This is a genomic window from Streptomyces mirabilis, from assembly GCF_039503195.1.
Lineage (GTDB): Bacteria > Actinomycetota > Actinomycetes > Streptomycetales > Streptomycetaceae > Streptomyces > Streptomyces mirabilis_D.
Window position 1 is genome coordinate 5,784,471 of record NZ_JBCJKP010000001.1, and the last position, 20,255, is coordinate 5,804,725.

Below are 20,255 nucleotides of genomic sequence, written 5' to 3' on the forward strand. Positions count from 1 at the left end.
TGCAGGGTGTCAACCCGTAGTTGACACCCTGCGTGTCCGCGTCCACGGACACCTTCCGCGTCCGCGTCCACGCTTCCCTGTCCACAGGGTGTGGACGGTCCGGTTCGGCGGGCGTGACACGATCGGCGCATGAGCAGTACGCCCAGCACCGTGGAGCGCGCCTTCGAGGCCGCGCTCTACGCCGACAGCGACGCGGCCCTCGACACGGGTGCCTCGCTGCTCGCCGCCGACCCCGCCTCCGACGCCGAACTCGCCCGCCGCGGCGAGGAGTTCGTCGCCGCGGCGTGGCGTCGCGGCTGGCAGCCCGCCGACGTCGTACGGATCGTGCGGCGCGAACTCGACGACGTACACCTGCAGCTGGTGTCGGAGCTGGTGCGCGCGGAGGCCGGCCGGGACCGGCGGCCCCGGGGCCCACGCTGGGCGGCGCAGCTCGAAGAGCTGGACGCCCGTGCCCCGCGCACCGACCGCTTCTCGCTCGCGACCGCCGCGCTGGAGCTGTACCGGCTGCTGCTCCGACTCCCCACCCTCGAACCCCTCGACGCGCACCTGTCCGACGGCTCATCACGGCCCCCGGCCGCCCCGCAGGACTCCCGCATGCTCACCCGAATCCGCGCGCTGCTCGCCAAGGCCGAGGCGACCGGATTCCCGGAGGAGGCGGAGGCGCTGAGTGCCAAGGCCCAGGAGCTGATGGCCCGGCACAGCATCGACGAGGCGCTGCTCGCGGCCCGTACGCACGCCAAGGACGCGCCCGGCGCCTGCCGCATCGGTGTCGAGCCGCCGTACGAGACGGCCAAGGCGGTGCTGCTGGACGCGGTGGCCGACACGAACCGCTGTCGCGCCGTGTGGAACGAGTCGCTCGGATTCTCGACCGTCGTCGGCTTCGAACCCGACCTGGAGGCCGTCGAACTCCTCTACACCTCGCTGCTCGTGCAGGCCACGGCCGCGATGACGAAGGCGGAGGCGGCCCAGCGGGCCGGGGAAGGAAACGTACGAAGAGCTTCCGGCAGTCGTTCCTGGCCGCGTACGCGCACCGGATCGGCGACCGGCTGGCGACCGCCGCCGAGGAGGCCGAGGGGGAGGCCGCGTCGCAGGCCCCGGTGGCGGAGCTGCTGCCCGTCCTGGCGGCCCGTGACGTGGCGGTCAACGACCACATGGAGCGGATGTTCCCGGACACCGTCACCACCCGGCTGCGCGGGGTCAACGACGCGGCCGGGTGGCAGGAAGGAGCCGCGGCGGCGGACCGTGCCCAGGTCGGAGCGCGTCCGCCGCTTCGCTGACGCCCGGCTTGCGCGGGACGACCGAGCGTCTTTCGGCTCGCGTGGGACGGCTGAGCCCCCTGGCTCGCGCGGGACCGCCGAGTGCTCCCTGGCTTTCGCCGGGCGGCTGGGCGCCTCCCCGTTCGCGTGGGACGGTCGAGCGTCTCGCGGCTCGCGTGGGCCGGCTGGGCCCCCGGCTCGCGCGGGATCGCTCCCCGGCTTTCGCCGGGCGGCCGGGTGCCTCCGGCTTGCGTGCCGGGAGCGCCGCTCAGTCGCCCGCGGGCTGGAACGAGCTCACGGAGGCGTTCGGGTCGTTCGGACCGGTCTTGCCCGCGAGGGGACCGTACGACCACTTGAAGCTCTGCGGGGTGGCGGCACCGGGCAGGCCGATCTTCAGCGTGGTGGCGGCGAGGCTCTTCCCGTCGCCCGCCGTGCCCCGTACGTAGGTGATCGTGAAGGAGGCGGTACCGCTCGCCGCCAGTGTCAGCTTCGGCGGAGTCGCGGACTTCTCCTCGGGTACGTCCGTACCCGCGCCGCCGTCCTGCACCTTGACGGCGGGGAAGCCCTGAAGGGTGCACTCGGCGCCCTTGTTGGTGAGCGTGACGGGCACGTTGCCGGTGTCGCCGGCGGCCGGGGCCGCGTTCGCGGGGCCGACCTGGATGCCGATCTGGTCGATCTTGCAGGCCGTGGAGGAGGCGGCGGCGGTGGAGGCGGTCGAGGCCTTCTTGCCGTCCTCGGTGCTGTTGCTGCCGCCGCTGTCGCAGGCGGTGAGGGTGAGTGCCGCCGCGGCGGCGACGACGGCGATCGGAAGGGCGCGCATGGGTTTCCCCCTGGGTTCGTGAAGGTGCTCATGGATCATCACGCAGACCGGTGGGCACGCGTTGCGCGGCCCCCCTGTCACGCGCCTCTCCCGTGTCGTGTATGTCCCGAATGCGACCCGAAGGTCGCCCCGCGTCGACGACATGAGTGACGGGCGCGCGAGCGGACCGCGGAGTCCCAGGGATTCCGCGGCCCGCCGCCAAGAGCCGACTGGCGTAGATCGGTACAGGTCAGGGCCGGTCAGGGAGGGGTCGGGCCGGTCAGGAGCCCAGGCTCGCCGTCGGCAGTCCCGACGGGAGCTGACCGCCCTCGGCCTTCGTGTACGACTCCTTGCCGAGCTTCCCCGACCAGGTGACCTTCAGCGTCGTGCTGTTCACGGAGTCGACCATGCCCGTCGCGCGGTCCTTGTTCCCGTCCGTGCACTTGAGGTGGATCATCTGCATGCCCGCCTCGTCACCGGCGGTCCCGGTGCACACGGTGCGGCCCGTCGTGAAGAGCCCGGCCTGCTTGCCGGTGATCACCAGCACCACGGCCTTGCCGCCGGTCGTGGCCACCCAGCTGCCCTCCAGCTTGCTGCCGGCGGTCGAAGGGGTGCCCGATTCGCCACCCGTGCCGGCCGTCCCCGAAGCGGATGCGCCGGGACTCGCGGACCCGTCCCCCGAGCCGGACCCCGAGTCGCTGCTGCACCCGGTCAGCGCGAGCGTGCCCGCCAGACCCGCGGCCAAGGCCATGGCCGCGCCCCGGGCCCGCCGGCGCGGAAGGGTCGCCGAAGTCGCCGATGTCACTGAAGCCCCCAAGGGTGATGGTGTGGCTGGGGTCGCCGGAACGACCGCAGCAAGCTATCAGCCACACTCCCGAACACCCTGAGCGAGACATCGGGAGAACTTACGAATCTTCTGAGGGAGTCGTCGGGACACCGTTTCGAGGGAGTCGTCGAGGCATCGTTCGGAGGGACAAGGGTGACGCACCTCTCTCCGAGATATCTTGGAGATGGGAGTCATTTTCATTAAAATACCGGCCATGGCACGCAACGAACTCCGTCCCGTCATCAAGCTCCGGTCCACGGCCGGGACCGGCTTCACGTACGTCACCCGCAAGAACCGGCGCAACGACCCGGACCGGATGACCCTGCGCAGGTTCGACCCGGTCGCCGGCCGGCACGTCGACTTCCGAGAGGAGCGCTGACCGTCATGCGCGACGGAACCCACCCGGAGTACGGCCCCGTCGTCTTCCGTGACCGCGCCGCGAACCACGCCTTTCTCACCCGCTCGACGCTCGCCGCCACGGCGGGGGAGAAGACGATCGACCGGCAGGACGGCCACACCTACCCGGTGGTGGACGTCGAGATCTCGAACGTGAGCCACCCCTTCTCCACGGGCAACGCGCGAGTGCTGGACACCGCGGGCCGGGTGGAACGCTTCGAGCGCCGCTACGGAGCGGGCGGCGACGCGCTCGGCAAGACGCGCGGCAAGGCGGGCGACAAGGCGCTCGACAAGCGCGGCGGTGCCGGCTGATGCCGACCTCGCACCTCTGCGTCGTGATCGTCGGCGGGCTGCACGCGGATGCGCGGCAGGCCGCCGTCGCACGGCTGCTCGCCGACGTTCCCGACAGCGTCGCCCTCCATCACGACCTGGCGACGGCCGCGGCGGGCGAGGACACCGACCTGCTGCGGAAGTTCATCTCCGACCGCGGCGAGATCCGCAGCCGCCGGGTCACCCGGGTGACCGCGCGGCAGCAGCGGATGCTCCCCCGTGCGATCAAGGACGTGCGTGAGATGGCGCTGTGAAGCCGTATTCCGGCACCGGCCGCTGACGGGCTCCACCGTACGATCGCTTCCGGCACGACCGCCTCAAGGTCCTCGGCGAACTCGTTGACCACAGGGGCACCGAAGCCGAAGCCGGGAGCGAGGCCGAGACTGAACCCGGCGGCGGCAGGTCATGAACCCCGCCCCGGACGGAGCCCTGCCCTCGCTCCGGAGGGCGATCCGCTTCTCCGGCGCCAGCGACGTGCGGATTCTCGCGTACGAGCCGGAGCGGATGCCAAAGGTCCGGTGGGCCGACGTCGATCCGACGACCCTCCGGATCGGGCCATTATGTGAACGTTGAAACTCGAAGGGCCCGGTACGCGTCTCTTCTTATTGCATGTGGGATTCGACCCGGACGACCCAGCACGGATGATGGCGTGGAAGATCATGCACGGGGGCTGGAAAGCGCATGTCATGCGTTCTCCAGGGCAGACGCTGGACCAGACGCAGCCCGGCGAGTACCAGACAGTAGTCGGGCGGTCAACACTCGGTAGTCAAAGGGCGGTAAAAGCTGTAACCGTGGGAGCACCCCCCGTGCACGTGCATCTGCCCATGCATCTGCACATGAACAGAGCTATGATCCGGGGCAGTTGGCCACTGCATCAATGGCCACATCGGCCACTGCACGACCGGGGAGCGACTTGTGGACCACGACGTGTACGACGTGGATGACCTGGATGACGTGTACAACGGCATGGCTGCGACCGAGCTGACCGGGGTGGCCTGGCAGAAGAGCAGGCACAGCAACTCGCAGGGCTCCTGCGTGGAGTTCGCGAGGCTGCCCGGGGGCGACGTGGCGGTGCGGAACTCGCGGTTCCCGGAAGGGCCCGCGCTCGTCTACACCCGCGCCGAGATCGAGGCCATGCTCCTGGGTATCAAGGACGGCGAGTTCGACCACCTGATCGCCGGCTGACGTGAGTCGGCGCCGCACACCCGGGCGCGCCTTCGGGTGGGGCAACCGGCATAACTGACGGCAACGACCTTGTCGCGGCGTGTAACGCGCGTAGAACCGCGGCGCCAAAAAGCGCCGCGGTTCTCTATTCGGCCGAAACCCCGCCGGCGGCCGGCTGCGGAAGCCTGAAGAGCGCCCACACGACCTTGCCGCTGAGCGTGCCCGCGAGCGGGTGCCAGCCCCAGCTGTCGGCGAACGAGTCGACCAGGAACAGGCCCCGGCCCGACTCCGCCGAGAAGTCCTCGGAGTCGCCCGCGACCGGACTGTCGTGACTGGGGTCGCGCACCGCGCACACCAGACGCGAGGTCCACCGCATCAAGTGCAGCCGCACGGGCGGGCCTTGGTCGTCCGAACGGGGTGTGTCCGAGGGCAGGGCGTGCCGCAGGGCGTTGGTCACGAGCTCGGAGACCACCAGGCAGACATCGTCGAAGCGCTCACCGATGTCCCACTGGTCCAGCGTTCTGCGGGTGAACTGCCGAGCTTCGCGCACCGCTTCGTAGCGCGCCGGCAGGGCGCAGGAAGCTGCGCTGGACACAGCCGCGGGGTCGAGCGGCGGAAGTCCCTGCCGTAACGGCTCGAGCATGGTCGATCCATTCGTCCCCATGCGAGGCACTCCCGGGTGTTCGCGGTCGTTGCGATGCAGCGGTGGCGCGAGGACCATGGTTCCGAATGCGTACAGCAGATGCAAGGGCAGATGCACGTGCACGCGCCCGAATTAGACCTTCCTCCACCCTTTCTTGGTCATTTCTTCTGTCACCTTCTTCCCGCTTGTTGACCCTCTACTGATCTTTTCCTGTGTGGTCTCTTTGGGCTCTTTCCGTTTCTGTAACTGAACGAGTACTGCTTGAAGTGTTTTAGTGGCAGACTTCGGCCCTTGAAGACGGTTGGGGAGGCGGACGAACGTGAGCGCTGGTGAGTCGAGTGGCTCGGTGGTGCGGCGCATGCTGCTGGGATCACATCTGCGGCGCCTGCGGGAGTCGCGCGGAATCACCCGGGAAGCGGCCGGTTACTCGATCCGTGCCTCCGAATCGAAGATCAGCCGCATGGAGTTGGGACGGGTGAGCTTCAAGACGCGCGACGTCGAGGACCTGCTGACGCTGTACGGCATCACCGACGAGGCCGAGCGCACATCGCTCGTCTCCCTCGCCAAGGAGGCCAACGTCGCGGGCTGGTGGCACAGTTACTCGGACGTCCTGCCCAGCTGGTTCCCGACCTACGTCGGCCTGGAGGGCGCGGCCCATCTGATCCGCTCGTACGAAGTCCAGTTCGTGCACGGCCTGTTGCAGACGGAGGCCTACGCCCACGCGGTCGTCGCGCGCGGCATGCGGGGCGCCTCGCCCGCCGACATCGAGCGGCGCGTCGCGCTGCGCCTGGAGCGGCAGAAGTACCTCGTCTCCGAGAAGGCCCCGGAGTTCCACATCGTCCTCGACGAGGCCGCGCTGCGCCGCCCTTACGGTGACCGCGAGGTGATGCGTGGGCAACTCCAGCATCTGATCGAGGTGTCGGAGCGTTCCAACGTACGACTTCAGGTCATGCCGTTCAGCTTCGGCGGCCACTCGGGCGAGAGCGGTTCCTTCACCATCCTGAGCTTCCCCGAGTCCGACCTGTCGGACGTCGTCTATCTGGAGCAGCTCACCAGCGCGCTCTACCTGGACAAACGCGAGGACGTCACCCAGTACGAAGGCGCCCTCAAGCAGCTGCAGCAGGACAGTCCCGGGCCCTCCGAGAGCCGCGATCTGCTGCGGGGGCTGCTCCAGCTCTCCTGACCTTCTCCCCGCCGCCTCCGGCGAGTCTTCACGGTCTGTTCGCCTGTGAGTCTTCATGGACTCTTCGGAGGCGCTCTCCAACTCCCTTTGGACGCAAGTACGATGACGTCTGATCAGACGTTGATCGGATGTGTCTGCTGACTCAGACTCGGATGTCTGCCTCGGCAGCAAGGGGATTGAGGGAGCGCATGTCGTCCTACTTCACCGACTTGGCCCAGCAGTACATCGACGGCGAGTGGCGCCAGGGCACCGGCTCCTGGGACATCATCGATTTCAACCCGTACAACGGCGAGAAGCTGGCGTCGATCACCATAGCCACGGTCGACGAGGTCGACGAGGCCTACCTCGCCGCCCGGCGCGCCCAGAAGGAATGGGCCGCGACCAACCCGTACGCCCGTCGCGCCGTCTTCGAGAAGGCCCTGCGCATCATCGAGGAGCGCGAGGCCGAGATCACCGAGGTGATCATCGCCGAGCTCGGCGGCACCCACCTCAAGGCGGGCTTCGAACTCCACCTCGCCAAGGAGTTCCTGCGCGAGTCGATCCAGCTGGCGCTGCGCCCCGAGGGCAAGATCCTCCCCTCGCCGATCGACGGCAAGGAGAACCGCCTCTACCGCGTCCCCGTCGGTGTCGTCGGCGTGATCAGCCCCTTCAACTTCCCCTTCCTGCTCTCCCTGAAGTCCGTCGCGCCGGCCCTGGCGCTCGGCAACGGCGTGGTCCTCAAGCCGCACCAGAACACCCCGATCGTCGGCGGCTCCCTGGTGGCGAAGGTCTTCGAGGACGCGGGCCTGCCCGGCGGTCTGCTCAACGTCGTCATCACCGACATCGCCGAGATCGGCGACGCCTTCATCGAGCACCCCGTACCGAAGGTCATCTCCTTCACCGGCTCCGACAAGGTCGGCCGCCACGTCGCCACCGTCTGCGCCTCGCACTTCAAGAGCGCGGTGCTGGAGCTCGGCGGCAACAGCGCCCTGGTGGTCCTCGACGACGCGGACATCGACTACGCCGTCGACGCGGCGGTCTTCAGCCGCTACGTCCACCAGGGCCAGGTCTGCATGGCCGCCAACCGCGTTCTGGTGGACCGCTCGATCGCGGACGAGTTCACCGAGAAGTTCGTCGCCAAGGTGAAGACGCTGAAGGTCGGCGACCCGAGCGACCCCCAGACGATCATCGGCCCGGTCATCAACTCCTCCCAGGCGGACTCGCTCACCGGCGCGGTCGACCAGGCGATCGCCGAGGGCGCCACGGCCCTGGTGCGCGGCGCCACCACCGACAACCTCGTCGAGCCGACCGTCCTGACGGACCTGCCCGCCGACTCCGCCATCCTCCGGCAGGAGATCTTCGGCCCGGTCGCGCTCCTCGTCACCTTCGACGGCGAGGAGGAGGCCGTCCGCATCGTCAACGACACCCCGTACGGGCTCAGCGGCGCCGTGCACACCGCCGACGTCGAGCGGGGTGTCGCCTTCGCCAAGCAGATCGACACCGGCATGTTCCACGTCAACGACGGCACCGTCCACGACGAGCCGCTGGTCCCCTTCGGCGGCGAGAAGCACTCCGGCATCGGCCGCTTGAACGGCGAGACGACCGTCGACGCCTTCACCACCCAGAAGTGGATCTCGGTCCAGCACGGCCGCAGCTTCTTCCCGTTCTAGGGATTCTTCCGTTCGGAGACTCTTCGTCGCCCTCGGGCCCTTACGGACAGAAGCTGACCGCAAGGGCCCGTACGTTCGTCGGTGTCAGGCAGGGGATGCCAGACAGGTGGACCGATGAGAGGCGGCGATCATGGTTACTCACGTTGCGGCGGAGACTCCCGGCGACGAGCGTGGAGCACTGCTCTCCTTCCTGGAGGCCGAGCGCGGCGGGATCCGCCGCGCCCTGATCGGCCTGACGCCGGAACAGGCCACGAGCCGGCCGAGCGCGAGCGAACTGTCCCTGGCCGGGCTGCTCAAGCACGTCGCCGAGACCGAGCAGGCCTGGATCGCCCGCGCGAAGGGCGAGTCGCCCGCCGTCGAGCGGGACGAGTCGACCTGGCACGAGTGCTTTGCGCTCGTCGGCGACGAGACCGTCGCGTCGCAGCTCGCGTACTGGGAGAAGGTCGCCGCCGAGACGGAGGCGTTCATCCGCTCGGTGCCCAGCCTCGACGAGACCTTCGCACTGCCCGAAGCCCCCTGGTTCCCCCGGGAACGGGTCTCGATGCGCTGGGTGGCGCTCCACCTGATCCGTGAGACGGCCCGGCACGCCGGCCACGCCGACATCATCCGCGAGTCCCTGGACGGCGCCACCGCCTTCGAGCTGGTCGCCCGCGCGCAGGAGGGTTGACCTCCGCGCCCTCATCTGCCCCCATAACCTGGACCGCATGTCAGCGATCCGTCTCCTGGTGCTGGGCGCCGTCCGCCAGCACGGGCGGGCCCACGGCTACCAGGTGCGCAACGACCTCGAGTACTGGGGCGCGCACGAGTGGTCCAACGCCAAGCCCGGCTCGATCTACCACGCGCTCAAGCAGATGGCGAAACAGGGACTGCTGCTCGCCCACGAGATCGCCCCGTCCACGGCGGGCGGCCCGCCGCGCACCGAGTACGAGATCACGGACCAGGGCACCGAGGAGTACTTCACGCTGCTGCGCCGGTCGCTGACCGCGTACGACCAGAAACCGGACATCCTCTCGGCCGCGCTCGGCTTCATGGTCGACCTCGGCCGTGCGGAGACCCTCGAACTCCTCCGGGAGCGGGTGCGCGCCATCGAGGAGTGGCGCAAGTCCGTCACCGGGTACTACGCCCCCGAGGACGGCCCCGGACAGCTCGGCCACATCGGCGAGATCATGAACTTCTGGGTCCACTCCGCCGACTCCGGCGCACAGTGGACCCGGGGCCTGATCGAGCGCGTCCAGGGCGGCGCGTACACCTTCGCCGGGGAGGGCGAACCCTTCGTCGGGGTCCTGGTCGACGGCGAGGAGAACCCGTACGCCACGGGAACCCCGCACCCCGGCGACCAGGAGTAGCCACGCCCCTGGCCGGACAGGCCCTAGTGATGGAAGCCCGTCGCCGCCTCCTTGTCCTGGGTCAGCGGATGCGGCAGCCTGCGCAGTTGGGGCACCAACCGGCTCAGGTCCTCGATGAACAGGTCGGCGAGATCCACCGAGAAGCCGTTGCGGCACACCACACGCAGGACGGACAGGTCCTCCCGGTTGGCCGGGAAGGTGTACGCGGGCACCAGCCAGCCGCTCTCCCGCATGCGCCGGGACACGTCGAAGACGTCGTACGAGGTCACATGCGGTGCCGTGGTGAAAGCGAAGACGGGCAACTCGTCGCCCCGGGTGAGGAGTCGGAAGTCCTCCAACGCCTCGACCCGCTCGGCGAGCCCGCGGGCCAGGTCTCTGGTCGTCTGCTGCACGGCCCGGAAGCCATCCCGGCCCAGCCGTAGGAACGTGTAGTACTGCGCCACGACCTGCGCGCCCGGACGGGAGAAGTTGAGGGCGAAGGTCGGCATGTTGCCGCCCAAGTAGTTGACCCGGAAGACGAGCTCCTCGGGCAGCTCGGCCTCGGTCCGCCACAGTGCCCAGCCGACGCCCGGGTAGACCAGCCCGTACTTGTGGCCCGAGGTGTTGATCGAGGACACCCGCGGCAACCTGAAGTCCCAGACCAGGTCCGGATCGAGGAAGGGGGCGATCATCGCGCCGGACGCGCCGTCGACATGGACGGGGATGTCCAGGCCCGTACGCTCCTGGAGCTGGTCGAGGGCCGCGCACAGGTCGGCGATCGGCTCGTAGGACCCGTCGAAGGTGGAGCCGAGGATGCCGACGACCCCGATGGTGTTCTCGTCGCACAGCTCGGCCGCCGCCTGCGGGTCGAGATGGAACCGGTCGCCCTCCATGGGCACCTGGCGTGCCTCGACCTCCCAGAAGTTGCAGAACTTCTCCCAGCACACCTGGACGTTCACCCCCATCACGAGATTGGGGCGTGCTCCGGGGTAGCGATCCGCGTTCCGCCGCATCCAGCGCCGCTTCAGGGCCATGCCGGCGAGCATGCACGCCTCGCTCGATCCGGTCGTCGAACAGCCGACGGCGGACGCCGGGTCCGGCGCGTTCCACAAGTCCGCGAGCATCGCCACGCAGCGGCGCTCCAGCTCGGCGGTGCGCGGGTACTCGTCCTTGTCGATCATGTTCTTGTCCCGGCACTCGCCCATCAGCACCCCGGCCTGCGGTTCCATCCAGGTGGTGACGAAGGTGGCGAGGTTCAGCCGCGCGTTCCCGTCCAGCATCAGCTCGTCGTGGACGACCTGATAGGCGGTGTTGGGTGGCAGCGGCCCGTCCGGAAGCCGGTGCTTGGGCGGGGCCTCGGTCATGCCCCCGACCGGGTTCGCCTCCCCGAAGAAGGGGTTGACGGACACCGGGCGCTCGTCGGGCTTCTCGGGACCTTGGTGGAGCGGCATGGGATCTCCCATCGAGTCGGCGGTCGGACGGTCCTGCTGGTTGAGCGGATCGGGGGTCCTACTGGTTCATCGGATCGGAGGGGCCCGTCGGTTCACCGGATCGCGCTCCCGTCGGCGCGCAGCTGCATCTGCGGGCGTCCGGTGACGAGCAGCCAGGCCGGTACCGAGGCCAGCACCAGCACGGGCAGCACGGCAGGCTGGGCCACCAGGACGGCCGCCGTGAACAGGCTGATCCAGCCCTGCCGGGTGACGGCCAGGAGCACACCCAGGACCGCGCACACCACGGCGAGCGTGGGATTCACCTGCGGTACCAACGCGTGCGCGCACAGCCCGAGAGCTACCCCGGCGAACACGGAGGGAAAGATCCGGCCGCCCCGGAAGCCGCACGAGGTGGCAACCAGCAGCGCGGCCAGCTTCACCGCGAACATCAGCGCGAACCGTCCCGCCGACCAGCCCTCCGGGTTCGCCGCGAGGGTCTTCACCTCGTCCAGGCCCTTGAAGAGCGTCAGAGGCCCGCCCAGCGCCCCCAGCAGCCCCAGGACGAGACCGCCCACGGGAAGCGCCACCATGGGGTGCCTGAGCCGCGAGAAGGCGGCGTGGGCGTAAGGGAGGGCGCACACCGCGGTCATCCCGATCGCCGCGGCCAACGAGGCGACCACCAGGGCGCTCAGCAGGTCGCCCCAGTGGGGGCCTTTGTAGGCGGGCAGCGCGAGGTCGAAGCTCGGGTGCTCGAGCAGCAACATGGTGAGCGCGCCCGTGCCGCCCGCGAGCAGCGGCGGCAGCAGCCGGTCCCAGAGGGCGCCGGGCCCCGGCTGCCCGGCCAGTACCTCGGAGAAGATCAGCGCTGCGGCCACCGGCGTACCGAACAGGGCGCCGATCGTGCCCGCGACCGCCAGGCCCACCCACAGCCCCACGGCGGAACCCGGGATCACGCGGGTGCCGAGCCAGTAGGCGAGGGCCACGTTGACGGCCGTGACGGGGTTCTCGGGGCCCAGGCTCACCCCGCCCGCCAGCGTCAGGACGGTGGCGACGAGCAGCCCGGGCAGAACGCGGGGTGGCAGGGGAGCGTCGACCAGACCCGTGGTCGCCGGATCCGGCCCCGCGTGCCCCGGCACCTTCCACACGACCAGACCCACCGCGATGCCGGTCGCCGTGAGCATCACGACCATCCACAGCACGGAGTAGCGGCCCACGCCCAGTGCGTCCGGAAGGGTCTCCCACAGGACGTCCTTGAAGCGGTCGGCGAGCAGGCTGACGCCCAGCAGGACGAGCGCCGCGGCCACACCGACCACCACGGAGGGCACGATCAACGGCAGCAGACGCCGTAAGGGGGTCGCCGTGGACGCATCGGTGCTCACGGCCACACCCTAAGCGGGCAAAAGCCGCACAACATCCCGAAGGGTGTGATTCGGGATCCGGGGAATTCCGGCTTGCACCTCACGTGGCGTGAGGTCCGATGGTGGGACACGTACCGAGGAAGGAGCGGAAGTGGGCTACTCAGTGGGCCAGGTCGCCGGTTTCGCCGGGGTCACGGTGCGCACCCTGCACCACTACGACGGGATCGGCCTGCTCGTTCCGAGCGAGCGCAACCACGCCGGGCACCGGCGCTACAGCGACGCCGACCTCGACCGGTTGCAACAGATCCTGTTCTACCGGGAGCTGAGCTTCCCGCTCGACGAGGTCGCGGCCCTGCTCGACGACCCGGAGGCGGACCCGCGCGCGCACCTGCGCCGCCGGCACGAGCTGCTGACCGCCCGGATCGAGAAGCTGCAGAAGATGGCCGCGGCCGTGGAGCACGCCATGGAGGCACGCACGATGGGCATCAACCTCACGCCCGAGGAGAGGTTCGAGGTCTTCGGGGGCAAGGATCCCGAGGAGCACGCGGAGGAGGCCGAACGGCGGTGGGGCGGCACGGCGGAGTACGCCGAGTCACAGCGCCGTGCCGCCCGCTACACCAAGGACGACTGGCAGCGCATCCAGGCCGAGGTCGCCTCCTGGGGCGAGCGCTACGACGCCCTCATGGAAGCGGGCGAACGCGCGACCGGCGAGCGGGCCATGGACATGGCCGAGGAACACCGGCAGCACATCGGCAAGTGGTTCTACGACTGCTCGTACGAGCACCACGGGTGCCTCGGCGCGATGTACGTGTCCGACGAACGCTTCAAGGTGTACTACGACTCCATGCGCCCGGGTCTCGCCGAACACCTCAGGGACGCGATCACGGCGAACGCGGCCCGGCACTCCCAGGAAGCCTGACGGAAAGACGGTGAGGGGCACCCGCCACGGCGGGTGCCCCTCACCGGGTTCCGGTTCCGCGGCCGGTCGCGCCCTACTCCTTCACCAGGACCACCGCGGTGCCGTACGCGCACACCTCCGTGCCCACGTCCGCCGCCTCGGTCACGTCGAACCGCATCATCAGCACGCCGTTCGCCCCCCGCACGCGTGCCTGCTCGACGAGTCGTTCCATGGCCTGGTTACGGGTCTCCACGAGGGTCCTGGTGAGCCCCTTGAGCTCGCCGCCGATCATCGACTTCAGACCCGCGCCGATCTGGCTGCCCAGATGCCGGGATCGCACGGTGAGGCCGAAGACCTCGCCGATGACCTGCTGGACGCGGTAGCCGGGCGCGTCGTTCGTCGTCACGACCAGGACGTCCGACCGGGGTCCCTGGCCGCCTCCGTATTCATCGATGCCCATGGCTCACAGCTTTGTCCCAGTGGGCACACAGTGCATCCTGGGGGCGCTGGTGGAACCTGGCACGAACACTGTGCGTTGATAGCTTTGGCCGACAGTACTGATGTGCTGCCGTACTGCCGTCCCAGGACCGCCGTACTTTTCCTTCACCCCTCAGGAGCCCGGAACCGTGACGACGCTTGCCCTTGGTCCAAGCTGGCTGGATCCGAACACGCTCCTGGACAACTTCGGCATATGGGGCCTGCTGCTCGTCGTCTTCGCCGAGTCCGGCCTGCTGATCGGCTTCTTCCTGCCGGGTGACTCGCTGCTGTTCACCTGCGGCCTGCTGATCACGTCGAACCAGCTGGACTTCCCGCTGTGGGGGGCCGTCGCCCTGATCTGCGTCGCCGCGGTCCTCGGCGACCAGGCGGGTTACCTGTTCGGCAAGAAGGTCGGCCCCTCGCTCTTCACCCGCCCGGACTCCCGCCTCTTCAAGCAGGAGAACGTGGTCAAGGCCCACGAGTTCTTCGAGAAGTACGGACCCAAGTCCCTGGTCCTCGCCCGCTTCGTGCCCATCGTGCGTACCTTCACGCCGATCATCGCGGGCGTCAGCGGCATGAAGTACCGCTCCTTCCTCACCTTCAACATCATCGGTGGAGTCCTGTGGGGCGCGGGCGTCACGCTGCTCGGCTCCTGGCTCGGCAAGATCGACTTCGTCAAGAACAACATCGAGGCGATCCTGATCCTGATCGTCCTCGTCTCGGTGGTCCCGATCGCCATCGAGTTCCTGCGGGCGCGCTCCAAGGCCAAGAAGAACCCGCCGGAGCCTCAGACTCCCCAGGGCCCGGCCGCCTACCAGCAGCAGCCCATGCCCCCCGCCATGGACGACGCGACGCGTCCGCTGCGCATGCACCAGCCGCAGCAGGGCCATGACCCGTACCAGCAGGACCCGTACCAGCAGGACCAGCACCAGCAGGACCAGTACGCCCAGGGATACCCGCAGCAGCAGTCCCAGCAGCCGTACGGCAACCAGGACCAGGGTTACTACCAGGGCCAGGGCCAGGGGTACGACCAGAATTACGGTCAGAACTACGACCCGAACTACGACCCGAACTACGACCCGAACTACGACCAGGGCCAGGCCCACCCGCCCCGGCAGGGCTACCCGCAGCAGCAGCCTTACGGCAACCAGGACCAGAGCTACCAGCAATACCCGTACGGCAACTGAGCGCCCCGAAAGGGGCGCGAGGAACTGCGCGATCAGCCACAACAAGCCCGCGGTCGCCGCTGAACAGAAGCGACCGAGCTCTCGTGCGCCCGGCCCTCAGAACCCCCGCGTCCGCTTCGCTGCCCTGCGCTCCCCGGCGGAGCCCCCCGGCAGTCGCAGGAACAGCCGGGAGATCTCCGACCCCAGGTTCACACCGATGGCGATGGCCATGGCGAGCGCCGCGGCCTTGGAGAGCGACACCAGGCCCTTGTCGACGTTGCTCTGGGCGATCGACAGCAGCCCGAAGTAGGTGGCCGACCCAGGGAGCAGGGGCCCTATCGCGGCGGTCGTGTACGGCAGCGCGGACGCGAACCGGTAGCGGGAGAGCAGCTGCCCGAAGAGGCCGACCAGGCCCGCCGCGACGGCGGTGGAGGCGACCGGCGAGATACCGCCCGGGTAGTGCATCGCCCCGTACACCGACCAGGCGACGCCTCCGTTGAGGGTCACCGCGAGCACGGTGGATCGTTCCTGCTGGAGCAGGACGGCGAAGGTCAGCGACAGCAGCATGGCGGCGGCGATCTGCACCAGGGGCCGTTCGGAGATGCTGAGCGCCTGGTCCGGATTGAGCGCGGCGCCGAACTTCACGCCGAAATAGAGCACGATGAGGACGCCGACGATGATGCCGACGAAGAGGTACATGACCTCCAGGAGGCGCGCGGACGCGGTGATGTAGAAGCCGGTCAGTCCGTCCTGGACGCCCGCGACGAGCGCCCGCCCGGGCAGCAGCGCGAACAGTCCACCGGTGATCACCGCGGACGAGTTCGTGTCGACGTGCGCGAGCTGGAGCGCGACACCTATCGCGGCCGGCGGCATCGCGGCCACCGTGAACTGGTAGAACTCCGGCAGCCCGCGCCCCGCGAAGAGCCAGGCCAGCCGGTCGCCCAGCATCGCGCCGAGCGCCGCGGCGACGAACACGATCGCGTCACCGCCCACGAGCACCGAGGCTGCACCCGCCAGCAGCCCGGTGCAGCCGGTCAGCACCCAGCCGGGATACGGGTGCCGGTTGCGCCGCATCTCCGCGAGGCGCCGGTAGGCCTCCTCCAGGGAGAACGTGGTCTCCGGGTCGCTCAGGTCGTCGACGAGCCGGTAGACGGCCGCGAGCCGTGTGTAGTCGGTGCCCCGTCGGCGTACGGTCCGGGAGGCCGTCACGGGATCGTCCACCAGGGACGGCTGGTGCGAGATGGACAACAGGGTGAAGGTGACGTTCGGCTCGCAGCGGTCCAGGCCGAACGAGCGGCAGACGGCGAACATCGCCGTCTCCACGTCCTCGGCGCCCTCACCGCCCGCGAGCAGCAATTCGCCGATGCGCAGCGTCAGGTCGAGCACGCGGGGGACGGCCGGGCCGACCTCGTCCTCCTTGTGCAGCAGTTCGGGTGCCGGACGCTCGGCCACCGGCATGCGCAGCATCGTGCGCATCCGGTCCTGCCAGGGCACGTCCTTGGTCAGGCTGACCACGGGGACGCCGGTCGCCGGTGTGAAGGCGGGCGGCGCGTGCTTCGCGCTGTAGGTGCGCGGGGTATTGAACGCCGACCCCTCGGACTCGGTGCCGGCCGTCTCGGGCGGCACGAGCCCCTTGGGGACCGCGAACTCCGACGTGGTCCCCGATTCGTCCTCGACCGCCGGTGCCACGCCGTCCGGCTGCGCGAAGGCACTCCTCGCCTCGTCCGACTGCGGTTTGCGGTCCTCCGCGTCCGTCACCCACCACTCCCGCTGTTGCCGACCGTGCACCTCCCGTACGCCCCAGTATGCGCACGGATACGCGAACGGGCCGCGCCACCCCGGGAGGGGTCACGCGGCCCGCGGGGCTCAGGAGGGATCAGTGACCGCCCTGCTCCTTCAAGCGCTTGTAGGAACGCTCGATCTCGGCCTCGGCCTCCGCGCGGCCGACCCAGTTGGCGCCCTCGACGGACTTGCCGGGCTCGAGGTCCTTGTAGACCTCGAAGAAGTGCTGGATCTCCAGGCGGTCGAACTCCGACACGTGGTGGATGTCCCGCAGGTGCTCCACACGCGGGTCGTGCGCCGGGACGCACAGCAGCTTGTCGTCGCCGCCGGCCTCGTCCGTCATACGGAACATGCCGATCGCGCGGCACTGGATGAGGCAGCCCGGGAAGGTCGGCTCGTCCAGGATGACCAGCGCGTCCAGCGGGTCGCCGTCCTCGCCGAGGGTGTTCTCGACGAAGCCGTAGTCGGCCGGGTAGCTGGTCGAGGTGAAGAGTCGACGGTCCAAGCGGATCCGACCGGTCTCGTGGTCCACCTCGTACTTGTTCCGCGAACCCTTCGGAATCTCGATCGTGACGTCGAACTCCACCGGTGGCTCCTCCATGATCAACACATAGTTCTGGTGGTTAAGTGTCCCTCACGCAGGTGTGTGATCGCGAAAGGGGCTGGTGGTCGTGCCAGAGCTGAGGGCTTGGCGGGCCGCGAGACCGCATGTGGTGCGGATCAAGCGGACCGTGCAGCCGCATGTGACGCGGGTCGCGCAGACCGTGCAGCCGCGTGTGACGAGGGCTGCGCAGTCCGTGCGACCGCATGTGGTGCGGGCTGCTCAAGCCGTACGGCCGCGTTCCGTGAAGTTCACGACCCCGCGGCTCACAGCCGTCGCCGCCACCGCGGGCCTGGCACTCGCGGCCGGGGCGGTGGCCTTCGCCGGCCCCTGGGACTCCTCCGGTCAGCGTACGGCCGAGCGTGACTGGGCCGCATCGCGAGAAGGGGAGGGTGGCGCAGATCACGGACGTAGTTCCGATACGTCCCCCGCGGCGCCGAAGCCCGCGCCCAGCGCCGCCTCCGTGCTGACGGGTCTCGGCGGCTCCACCGTCTCGGTGCCCGCGCCCACCCAGAGGGCCCTCACGAGCACCCTCGACCGACTCCTGGGCGACCCCGCGCTCGGCGGGCGGCGCACGGCCGTGGTCGTCGACGTGGCGACCGGCAAGCGGCTGTACGGCAAGGGCGCCGACGACGCGCAGACCCCGGCCTCCACCACGAAGATCGCCACCGCGGTCGCCGCGCTCTCCGCGGCGGGCGCCGACCACCGCATCGAGACCCGCGCGGTCCTGGAGCCCGGCACCAAGGAGGTCGTGCTCGTCGGCGGCGGCGACCCCACGCTGACCGCTCGCAAGGAGGCGGCGGGATGGGCGAGCCTGCGCACCCTGGCCGACGAGACGGCGACGGCCCTGAAGGCCCGTCATCTGAACCAGGTGACGCTCTCGTACGACACCTCGCTCTACGCCGGTCCCGCCCTGCACCCCATCGGCACCAACCCCAACCTCGCGCCGGTCAGCGCCCTGATGGTCGACGAGGCCCGCACAGACGACTCGGCCAGCGGCCCGGTCACCCGCGCCGCGGACCCGGCGGCGGACGCGGCCGGGAAGTTCGCGGGGCTGCTGGAGGCCAAGGGCATCAAGACGACGACCCCCGGCCTCTCCAAGGCGACGCGCGGCTCACAGTCCCTCGCCTCGGTCTCCTCGCCGCCGCTGTCCGCCGTCATCGAGCGGATGCTGACGAACAGCGACAACGACATCGCGGAGGCCATGGCCCGCCAAGTCGCCCTCGCCACCGGCCGACCGGCCGACTTCGACGGAGGCGCGGCGGCGATCGACGCCGAGCTGAAGAAGCTCGGACTCCCGCTGTCCGGCGCGCACTTCACGGACGGCAGCGGTCTGAACCGGGACGACAGGCTCACGGCGGACCTGCTCACGGCCCTCCTGGTCAAGGCCGGTGACCCCGCCCATCCCGAACTCCGGCCGATCCTGACCGGTCTGCCGGTCGCGGGTTTCACGGGCACCCTCAGCGACCGTTACGCCGACGACGCGTCCGGCACCGGCCTCGTCCGCGCCAAGACCGGCACGCTGACCGGGGTGAACACCCTGGCGGGCACGGTCGTCGACGCCGACGGCCGCCTGCTGGCCTTCGCCTTCCTGGCCTCCGACACGAGTGACCCGTCGGCGGCCCAGTCGGCCCTGGACCGCACGGCCTCGGCACTGGCGGGCTGCGGCTGCCGTTAGGACCCGCCCCCAGGTCCTGGGCACCACTCGTACCACGAGCCCCGTGCGCCCCGGAGCACGGGCGCATCCGGTGCCTTACCCCTCACCGCACTTGGACCCGCTCACGTACGGTTGACGCATGACGAGCATCGGTGGTGCCGAGATGGTCGACTGGAATCTCGCGGTGGCGACCGCGACACGGCTTGTGCGGCCTGGCCCCGAGGTGAGCCGCGACGAGGCCCGGGAGGTCGTCGCGGAGCTGCGCCGGCATGCGAAGGCCTCGGAGGAACACGTCCGGGGCTTCACTCGTATGGGCACGGACGACATCCACGACACCCCCATCCTGGTGGTGGACCGCCCGGGCTGGGTCCGGGCGAACGTCGCGGGGTTCCGGGAACTCCTGAAGCCCCTGCTGGACAAGATGCAGGAACGGCGGGGGACCACCCCGGGCGGGGCCGTCCTCGGCGCCGTCGGCGGCAAGGTCACCGGCGTGGAACTGGGCATGCTGCTGTCGTTCCTGTCGTCGCGCGTCCTCGGGCAGTACGAGACCTTCGCCCCGGCGACGAGGGAACTCCCGGCGGGTGAGAACGGCGGCGGAAGGCTCCTTCTCGTCGCGCCGAACATCGTCCACGTGGAGCGCGAACTCGACGTGGAACCCCACGACTTCCGCCTGTGGGTGTGTCTGCACGAGGAGACGCACCGTACGCAGTTCACGGCCGTGCCCTGGCTGCGCGACCACCTGGAGGGCGAAATCCAGTCTTTCTTGGGCGAGACCGAGGTCGATCCCATGACGGTCCTGGAGCGCATCAGGGAGGCGGCCCAGTCGCTCGCCGGCGGCCGTCCCGAGGGCGAGGAGGACGACGGGGGCCGGTCCCTGGTCGAGATCGTGCAGACGCCGGCCCAGCGGGAGATCCTCGGCCGCCTCACCGCCGTGATGTCCCTCCTGGAGGGTCACGCGGACTTCGTGATGGACGGCGTGGGTCCTGACGTGGTCCCGTCCGTGGGCGAGATCCGCGAGAAGTTCCAGCAGCGCCGGGCCAGGGGGGCCTCCCGGCTCGACCTCGCCCTGCGCAAGCTGCTCGGTTTGGATGCCAAACTGAGGCAGTACAGGGACGGTGAGCGGTTCGTGCGCGCGGTCGTGGACCAGGTGGGCATGGACGGCTTCAACCGTGTGTGGACTTCCCCGAACACCCTCCCGACCAAGACGGAGATCGCCAAACCGGCGGACTGGGTCGCACGGGTGCACCGCAAGGCGGAGTCGTGAACCCTACGGCAAGGTCGTGAAACGAATTCGGCCGACGGCAGGTGAACGCCC

The 20,255-nt window shown here is 69.7% G+C and carries 19 protein-coding genes and 2 pseudogenes; 13 read left to right on the plus strand and 8 right to left on the minus strand.

The features are described from left to right. Nucleotides 1-129 precede the first annotated feature (129 nt). A pseudogene (locus tag AAFF41_RS26745) lies at nucleotides 130-1,277 on the plus strand (DUF2786 domain-containing protein). A gap of 247 nt (nucleotides 1,278-1,524) precedes the next feature. Here the strand turns inward: AAFF41_RS26745 and AAFF41_RS26750 are convergent. Both AAFF41_RS26750 and AAFF41_RS26755 read right to left on the minus strand, forming a co-directional pair. After that, complete coding sequence (locus AAFF41_RS26750; protein ID WP_319751864.1) at nucleotides 1,525-2,076, minus strand: DUF4232 domain-containing protein; 552 nt, start codon at nucleotides 2,074-2,076, stop codon at nucleotides 1,525-1,527. Nucleotides 2,077-2,335: 259 nt separating this feature from the next. Next, nucleotides 2,336-2,806, minus strand: a complete 471-nt coding sequence (locus tag AAFF41_RS26755) for a hypothetical protein (RefSeq protein ID WP_319751863.1) — start codon at nucleotides 2,804-2,806, stop codon at nucleotides 2,336-2,338. Between the two features lie 289 nt (nucleotides 2,807-3,095). Here AAFF41_RS26755 and rpmG point away from each other — a divergent pair, with 289 nt between their 5' ends. From rpmG to AAFF41_RS26775, 4 genes and pseudogenes are all read left to right on the plus strand, one after another. After that, nucleotides 3,096-3,260, plus strand: a complete 165-nt coding sequence (rpmG, locus tag AAFF41_RS26760) for a 50S ribosomal protein L33 (RefSeq protein WP_319751862.1) — start codon at nucleotides 3,096-3,098, stop codon at nucleotides 3,258-3,260. A gap of 5 nt (nucleotides 3,261-3,265) precedes the next feature. Next, a pseudogene (locus AAFF41_RS26765) lies at nucleotides 3,266-3,517 on the plus strand (type B 50S ribosomal protein L31); the annotation flags it as partial. Between the two features lie 71 nt (nucleotides 3,518-3,588). Further along, the gene (gene rpsR, locus AAFF41_RS26770; protein ID WP_343324740.1) at nucleotides 3,589-3,861 is read left to right on the plus strand and encodes a 30S ribosomal protein S18; all 273 of its coding nucleotides are present in this window, start codon (nucleotides 3,589-3,591) and stop codon (nucleotides 3,859-3,861) included. A 661-nt stretch (nucleotides 3,862-4,522) separates the two neighbouring features. Beyond that, on the plus strand, nucleotides 4,523-4,792 hold the full coding sequence (locus AAFF41_RS26775) for a DUF397 domain-containing protein (RefSeq protein WP_060896084.1): 270 nt from the start codon (nucleotides 4,523-4,525) through the stop codon (nucleotides 4,790-4,792). A 124-nt stretch (nucleotides 4,793-4,916) separates the two neighbouring features. Here AAFF41_RS26775 and AAFF41_RS26780 read toward each other — a convergent pair whose 3' ends face one another. Then, nucleotides 4,917-5,435 carry an ATP-binding protein gene (locus tag AAFF41_RS26780; RefSeq protein ID WP_054237522.1) on the minus strand — a complete coding sequence of 173 codons (519 nt, stop codon included), beginning with the start codon at nucleotides 5,433-5,435 and terminating at the stop codon, nucleotides 4,917-4,919. A gap of 337 nt (nucleotides 5,436-5,772) precedes the next feature. Between AAFF41_RS26780 and AAFF41_RS26785 the strand changes: the two genes are divergently transcribed. From AAFF41_RS26785 to AAFF41_RS26800, 4 genes are all read left to right on the plus strand, one after another. Continuing rightward, nucleotides 5,773-6,597, plus strand: a complete 825-nt coding sequence (locus AAFF41_RS26785) for a helix-turn-helix domain-containing protein (protein WP_319751907.1) — start codon at nucleotides 5,773-5,775, stop codon at nucleotides 6,595-6,597. A gap of 188 nt (nucleotides 6,598-6,785) precedes the next feature. Continuing rightward, nucleotides 6,786-8,246: an aldehyde dehydrogenase family protein gene (locus tag AAFF41_RS26790; protein ID WP_054237467.1), complete on the plus strand. Its 1,461-nt coding sequence runs from the start codon at nucleotides 6,786-6,788 to the stop codon at nucleotides 8,244-8,246. 130 nt (nucleotides 8,247-8,376) lie between these two features. Next, on the plus strand, nucleotides 8,377-8,913 hold the full coding sequence (locus tag AAFF41_RS26795) for a DinB family protein (protein ID WP_319751860.1): 537 nt from the start codon (nucleotides 8,377-8,379) through the stop codon (nucleotides 8,911-8,913). A gap of 37 nt (nucleotides 8,914-8,950) precedes the next feature. After that, nucleotides 8,951-9,592 (plus strand): PadR family transcriptional regulator, encoded by a 642-nt coding sequence (locus AAFF41_RS26800; protein ID WP_319751859.1) that lies wholly within the window; start codon nucleotides 8,951-8,953, stop codon nucleotides 9,590-9,592. Between the two features lie 23 nt (nucleotides 9,593-9,615). Here the strand turns inward: AAFF41_RS26800 and gad are convergent, their stop codons facing one another. Both gad and AAFF41_RS26810 read right to left on the minus strand, forming a co-directional pair. Next, nucleotides 9,616-11,022, minus strand: a complete 1,407-nt coding sequence (gad, locus tag AAFF41_RS26805) for a glutamate decarboxylase (RefSeq protein WP_319751858.1) — start codon at nucleotides 11,020-11,022, stop codon at nucleotides 9,616-9,618. Between the two features lie 92 nt (nucleotides 11,023-11,114). Further along, nucleotides 11,115-12,380 (minus strand): ion channel protein, encoded by a 1,266-nt coding sequence (locus AAFF41_RS26810; RefSeq protein ID WP_319751856.1) that lies wholly within the window; start codon nucleotides 12,378-12,380, stop codon nucleotides 11,115-11,117. A gap of 130 nt (nucleotides 12,381-12,510) precedes the next feature. Between AAFF41_RS26810 and AAFF41_RS26815 the strand changes: the two genes are divergently transcribed. Beyond that, on the plus strand, nucleotides 12,511-13,278 hold the full coding sequence (locus tag AAFF41_RS26815) for a MerR family transcriptional regulator (RefSeq protein WP_343324741.1): 768 nt from the start codon (nucleotides 12,511-12,513) through the stop codon (nucleotides 13,276-13,278). 73 nt (nucleotides 13,279-13,351) lie between these two features. Here the strand turns inward: AAFF41_RS26815 and AAFF41_RS26820 are convergent, their stop codons facing one another. Then, nucleotides 13,352-13,717 carry a YbjQ family protein gene (locus AAFF41_RS26820; RefSeq protein ID WP_319751854.1) on the minus strand — a complete coding sequence of 122 codons (366 nt, stop codon included), beginning with the start codon at nucleotides 13,715-13,717 and terminating at the stop codon, nucleotides 13,352-13,354. 166 nt (nucleotides 13,718-13,883) lie between these two features. On the opposite strand from AAFF41_RS26820, the gene AAFF41_RS26825 reads away from it, so the two are divergent. Next, nucleotides 13,884-14,921 (plus strand): DedA family protein, encoded by a 1,038-nt coding sequence (locus tag AAFF41_RS26825; RefSeq protein WP_319751853.1) that lies wholly within the window; start codon nucleotides 13,884-13,886, stop codon nucleotides 14,919-14,921. 96 nt (nucleotides 14,922-15,017) lie between these two features. On the opposite strand, the gene AAFF41_RS26830 is transcribed toward AAFF41_RS26825, so the two are convergent. After that, nucleotides 15,018-16,658, minus strand: a complete 1,641-nt coding sequence (locus tag AAFF41_RS26830; protein WP_319751852.1) for a threonine/serine exporter family protein — start codon at nucleotides 16,656-16,658, stop codon at nucleotides 15,018-15,020. 118 nt (nucleotides 16,659-16,776) lie between these two features. After that, nucleotides 16,777-17,268, minus strand: coding sequence for an inorganic diphosphatase (locus tag AAFF41_RS26835; RefSeq protein ID WP_054237475.1), 492 nt, complete (start codon nucleotides 17,266-17,268; stop codon nucleotides 16,777-16,779). A 79-nt stretch (nucleotides 17,269-17,347) separates the two neighbouring features. On the opposite strand from AAFF41_RS26835, the gene dacB reads away from it, so the two are divergent. Together dacB and AAFF41_RS26845 are read left to right on the plus strand one after the other, a co-directional pair. Continuing rightward, the gene (dacB, locus tag AAFF41_RS26840; protein ID WP_343324742.1) at nucleotides 17,348-18,961 is read left to right on the plus strand and encodes a D-alanyl-D-alanine carboxypeptidase/D-alanyl-D-alanine endopeptidase; all 1,614 of its coding nucleotides are present in this window, start codon (nucleotides 17,348-17,350) and stop codon (nucleotides 18,959-18,961) included. Nucleotides 18,962-19,079: 118 nt separating this feature from the next. Further along, nucleotides 19,080-20,204 carry a zinc-dependent metalloprotease gene (locus AAFF41_RS26845; protein ID WP_319751850.1) on the plus strand — a complete coding sequence of 375 codons (1,125 nt, stop codon included), beginning with the start codon at nucleotides 19,080-19,082 and terminating at the stop codon, nucleotides 20,202-20,204. Nucleotides 20,205-20,255 lie beyond the last annotated feature (51 nt).

What these genes read in the sequence shown, in the direction of transcription:
- AAFF41_RS26750 (WP_319751864.1), bottom strand. Translation starts at nt 2,076, where the DNA reads ATGCGCGCCCTTCCGATCGCCGTCGTCGCCGCCGCGGCGGCACTCACC.
- AAFF41_RS26755 (WP_319751863.1), bottom strand. Translation starts at nt 2,806, where the DNA reads ATGGCCTTGGCCGCGGGTCTGGCGGGCACGCTCGCGCTGACCGGGTGC.
- rpmG (WP_319751862.1), top strand. Translation starts at nt 3,096, where the DNA reads ATGGCACGCAACGAACTCCGTCCCGTCATCAAGCTCCGGTCCACGGCC.
- rpsR (WP_343324740.1), top strand. Translation starts at nt 3,589, where the DNA reads ATGCCGACCTCGCACCTCTGCGTCGTGATCGTCGGCGGGCTGCACGCG.
- AAFF41_RS26780 (WP_054237522.1), bottom strand. Translation starts at nt 5,435, where the DNA reads ATGGGGACGAATGGATCGACCATGCTCGAGCCGTTACGGCAGGGACTT.
- AAFF41_RS26785 (WP_319751907.1), top strand. Translation starts at nt 5,773, where the DNA reads ATGCTGCTGGGATCACATCTGCGGCGCCTGCGGGAGTCGCGCGGAATC.
- AAFF41_RS26790 (WP_054237467.1), top strand. Translation starts at nt 6,786, where the DNA reads ATGTCGTCCTACTTCACCGACTTGGCCCAGCAGTACATCGACGGCGAG.
- AAFF41_RS26795 (WP_319751860.1), top strand. Translation starts at nt 8,377, where the DNA reads ATGGTTACTCACGTTGCGGCGGAGACTCCCGGCGACGAGCGTGGAGCA.
- AAFF41_RS26800 (WP_319751859.1), top strand. Translation starts at nt 8,951, where the DNA reads ATGTCAGCGATCCGTCTCCTGGTGCTGGGCGCCGTCCGCCAGCACGGG.
- gad (WP_319751858.1), bottom strand. Translation starts at nt 11,022, where the DNA reads ATGCCGCTCCACCAAGGTCCCGAGAAGCCCGACGAGCGCCCGGTGTCC.
- AAFF41_RS26820 (WP_319751854.1), bottom strand. Translation starts at nt 13,717, where the DNA reads ATGGGCATCGATGAATACGGAGGCGGCCAGGGACCCCGGTCGGACGTC.
- AAFF41_RS26845 (WP_319751850.1), top strand. Translation starts at nt 19,080, where the DNA reads ATGACGAGCATCGGTGGTGCCGAGATGGTCGACTGGAATCTCGCGGTG.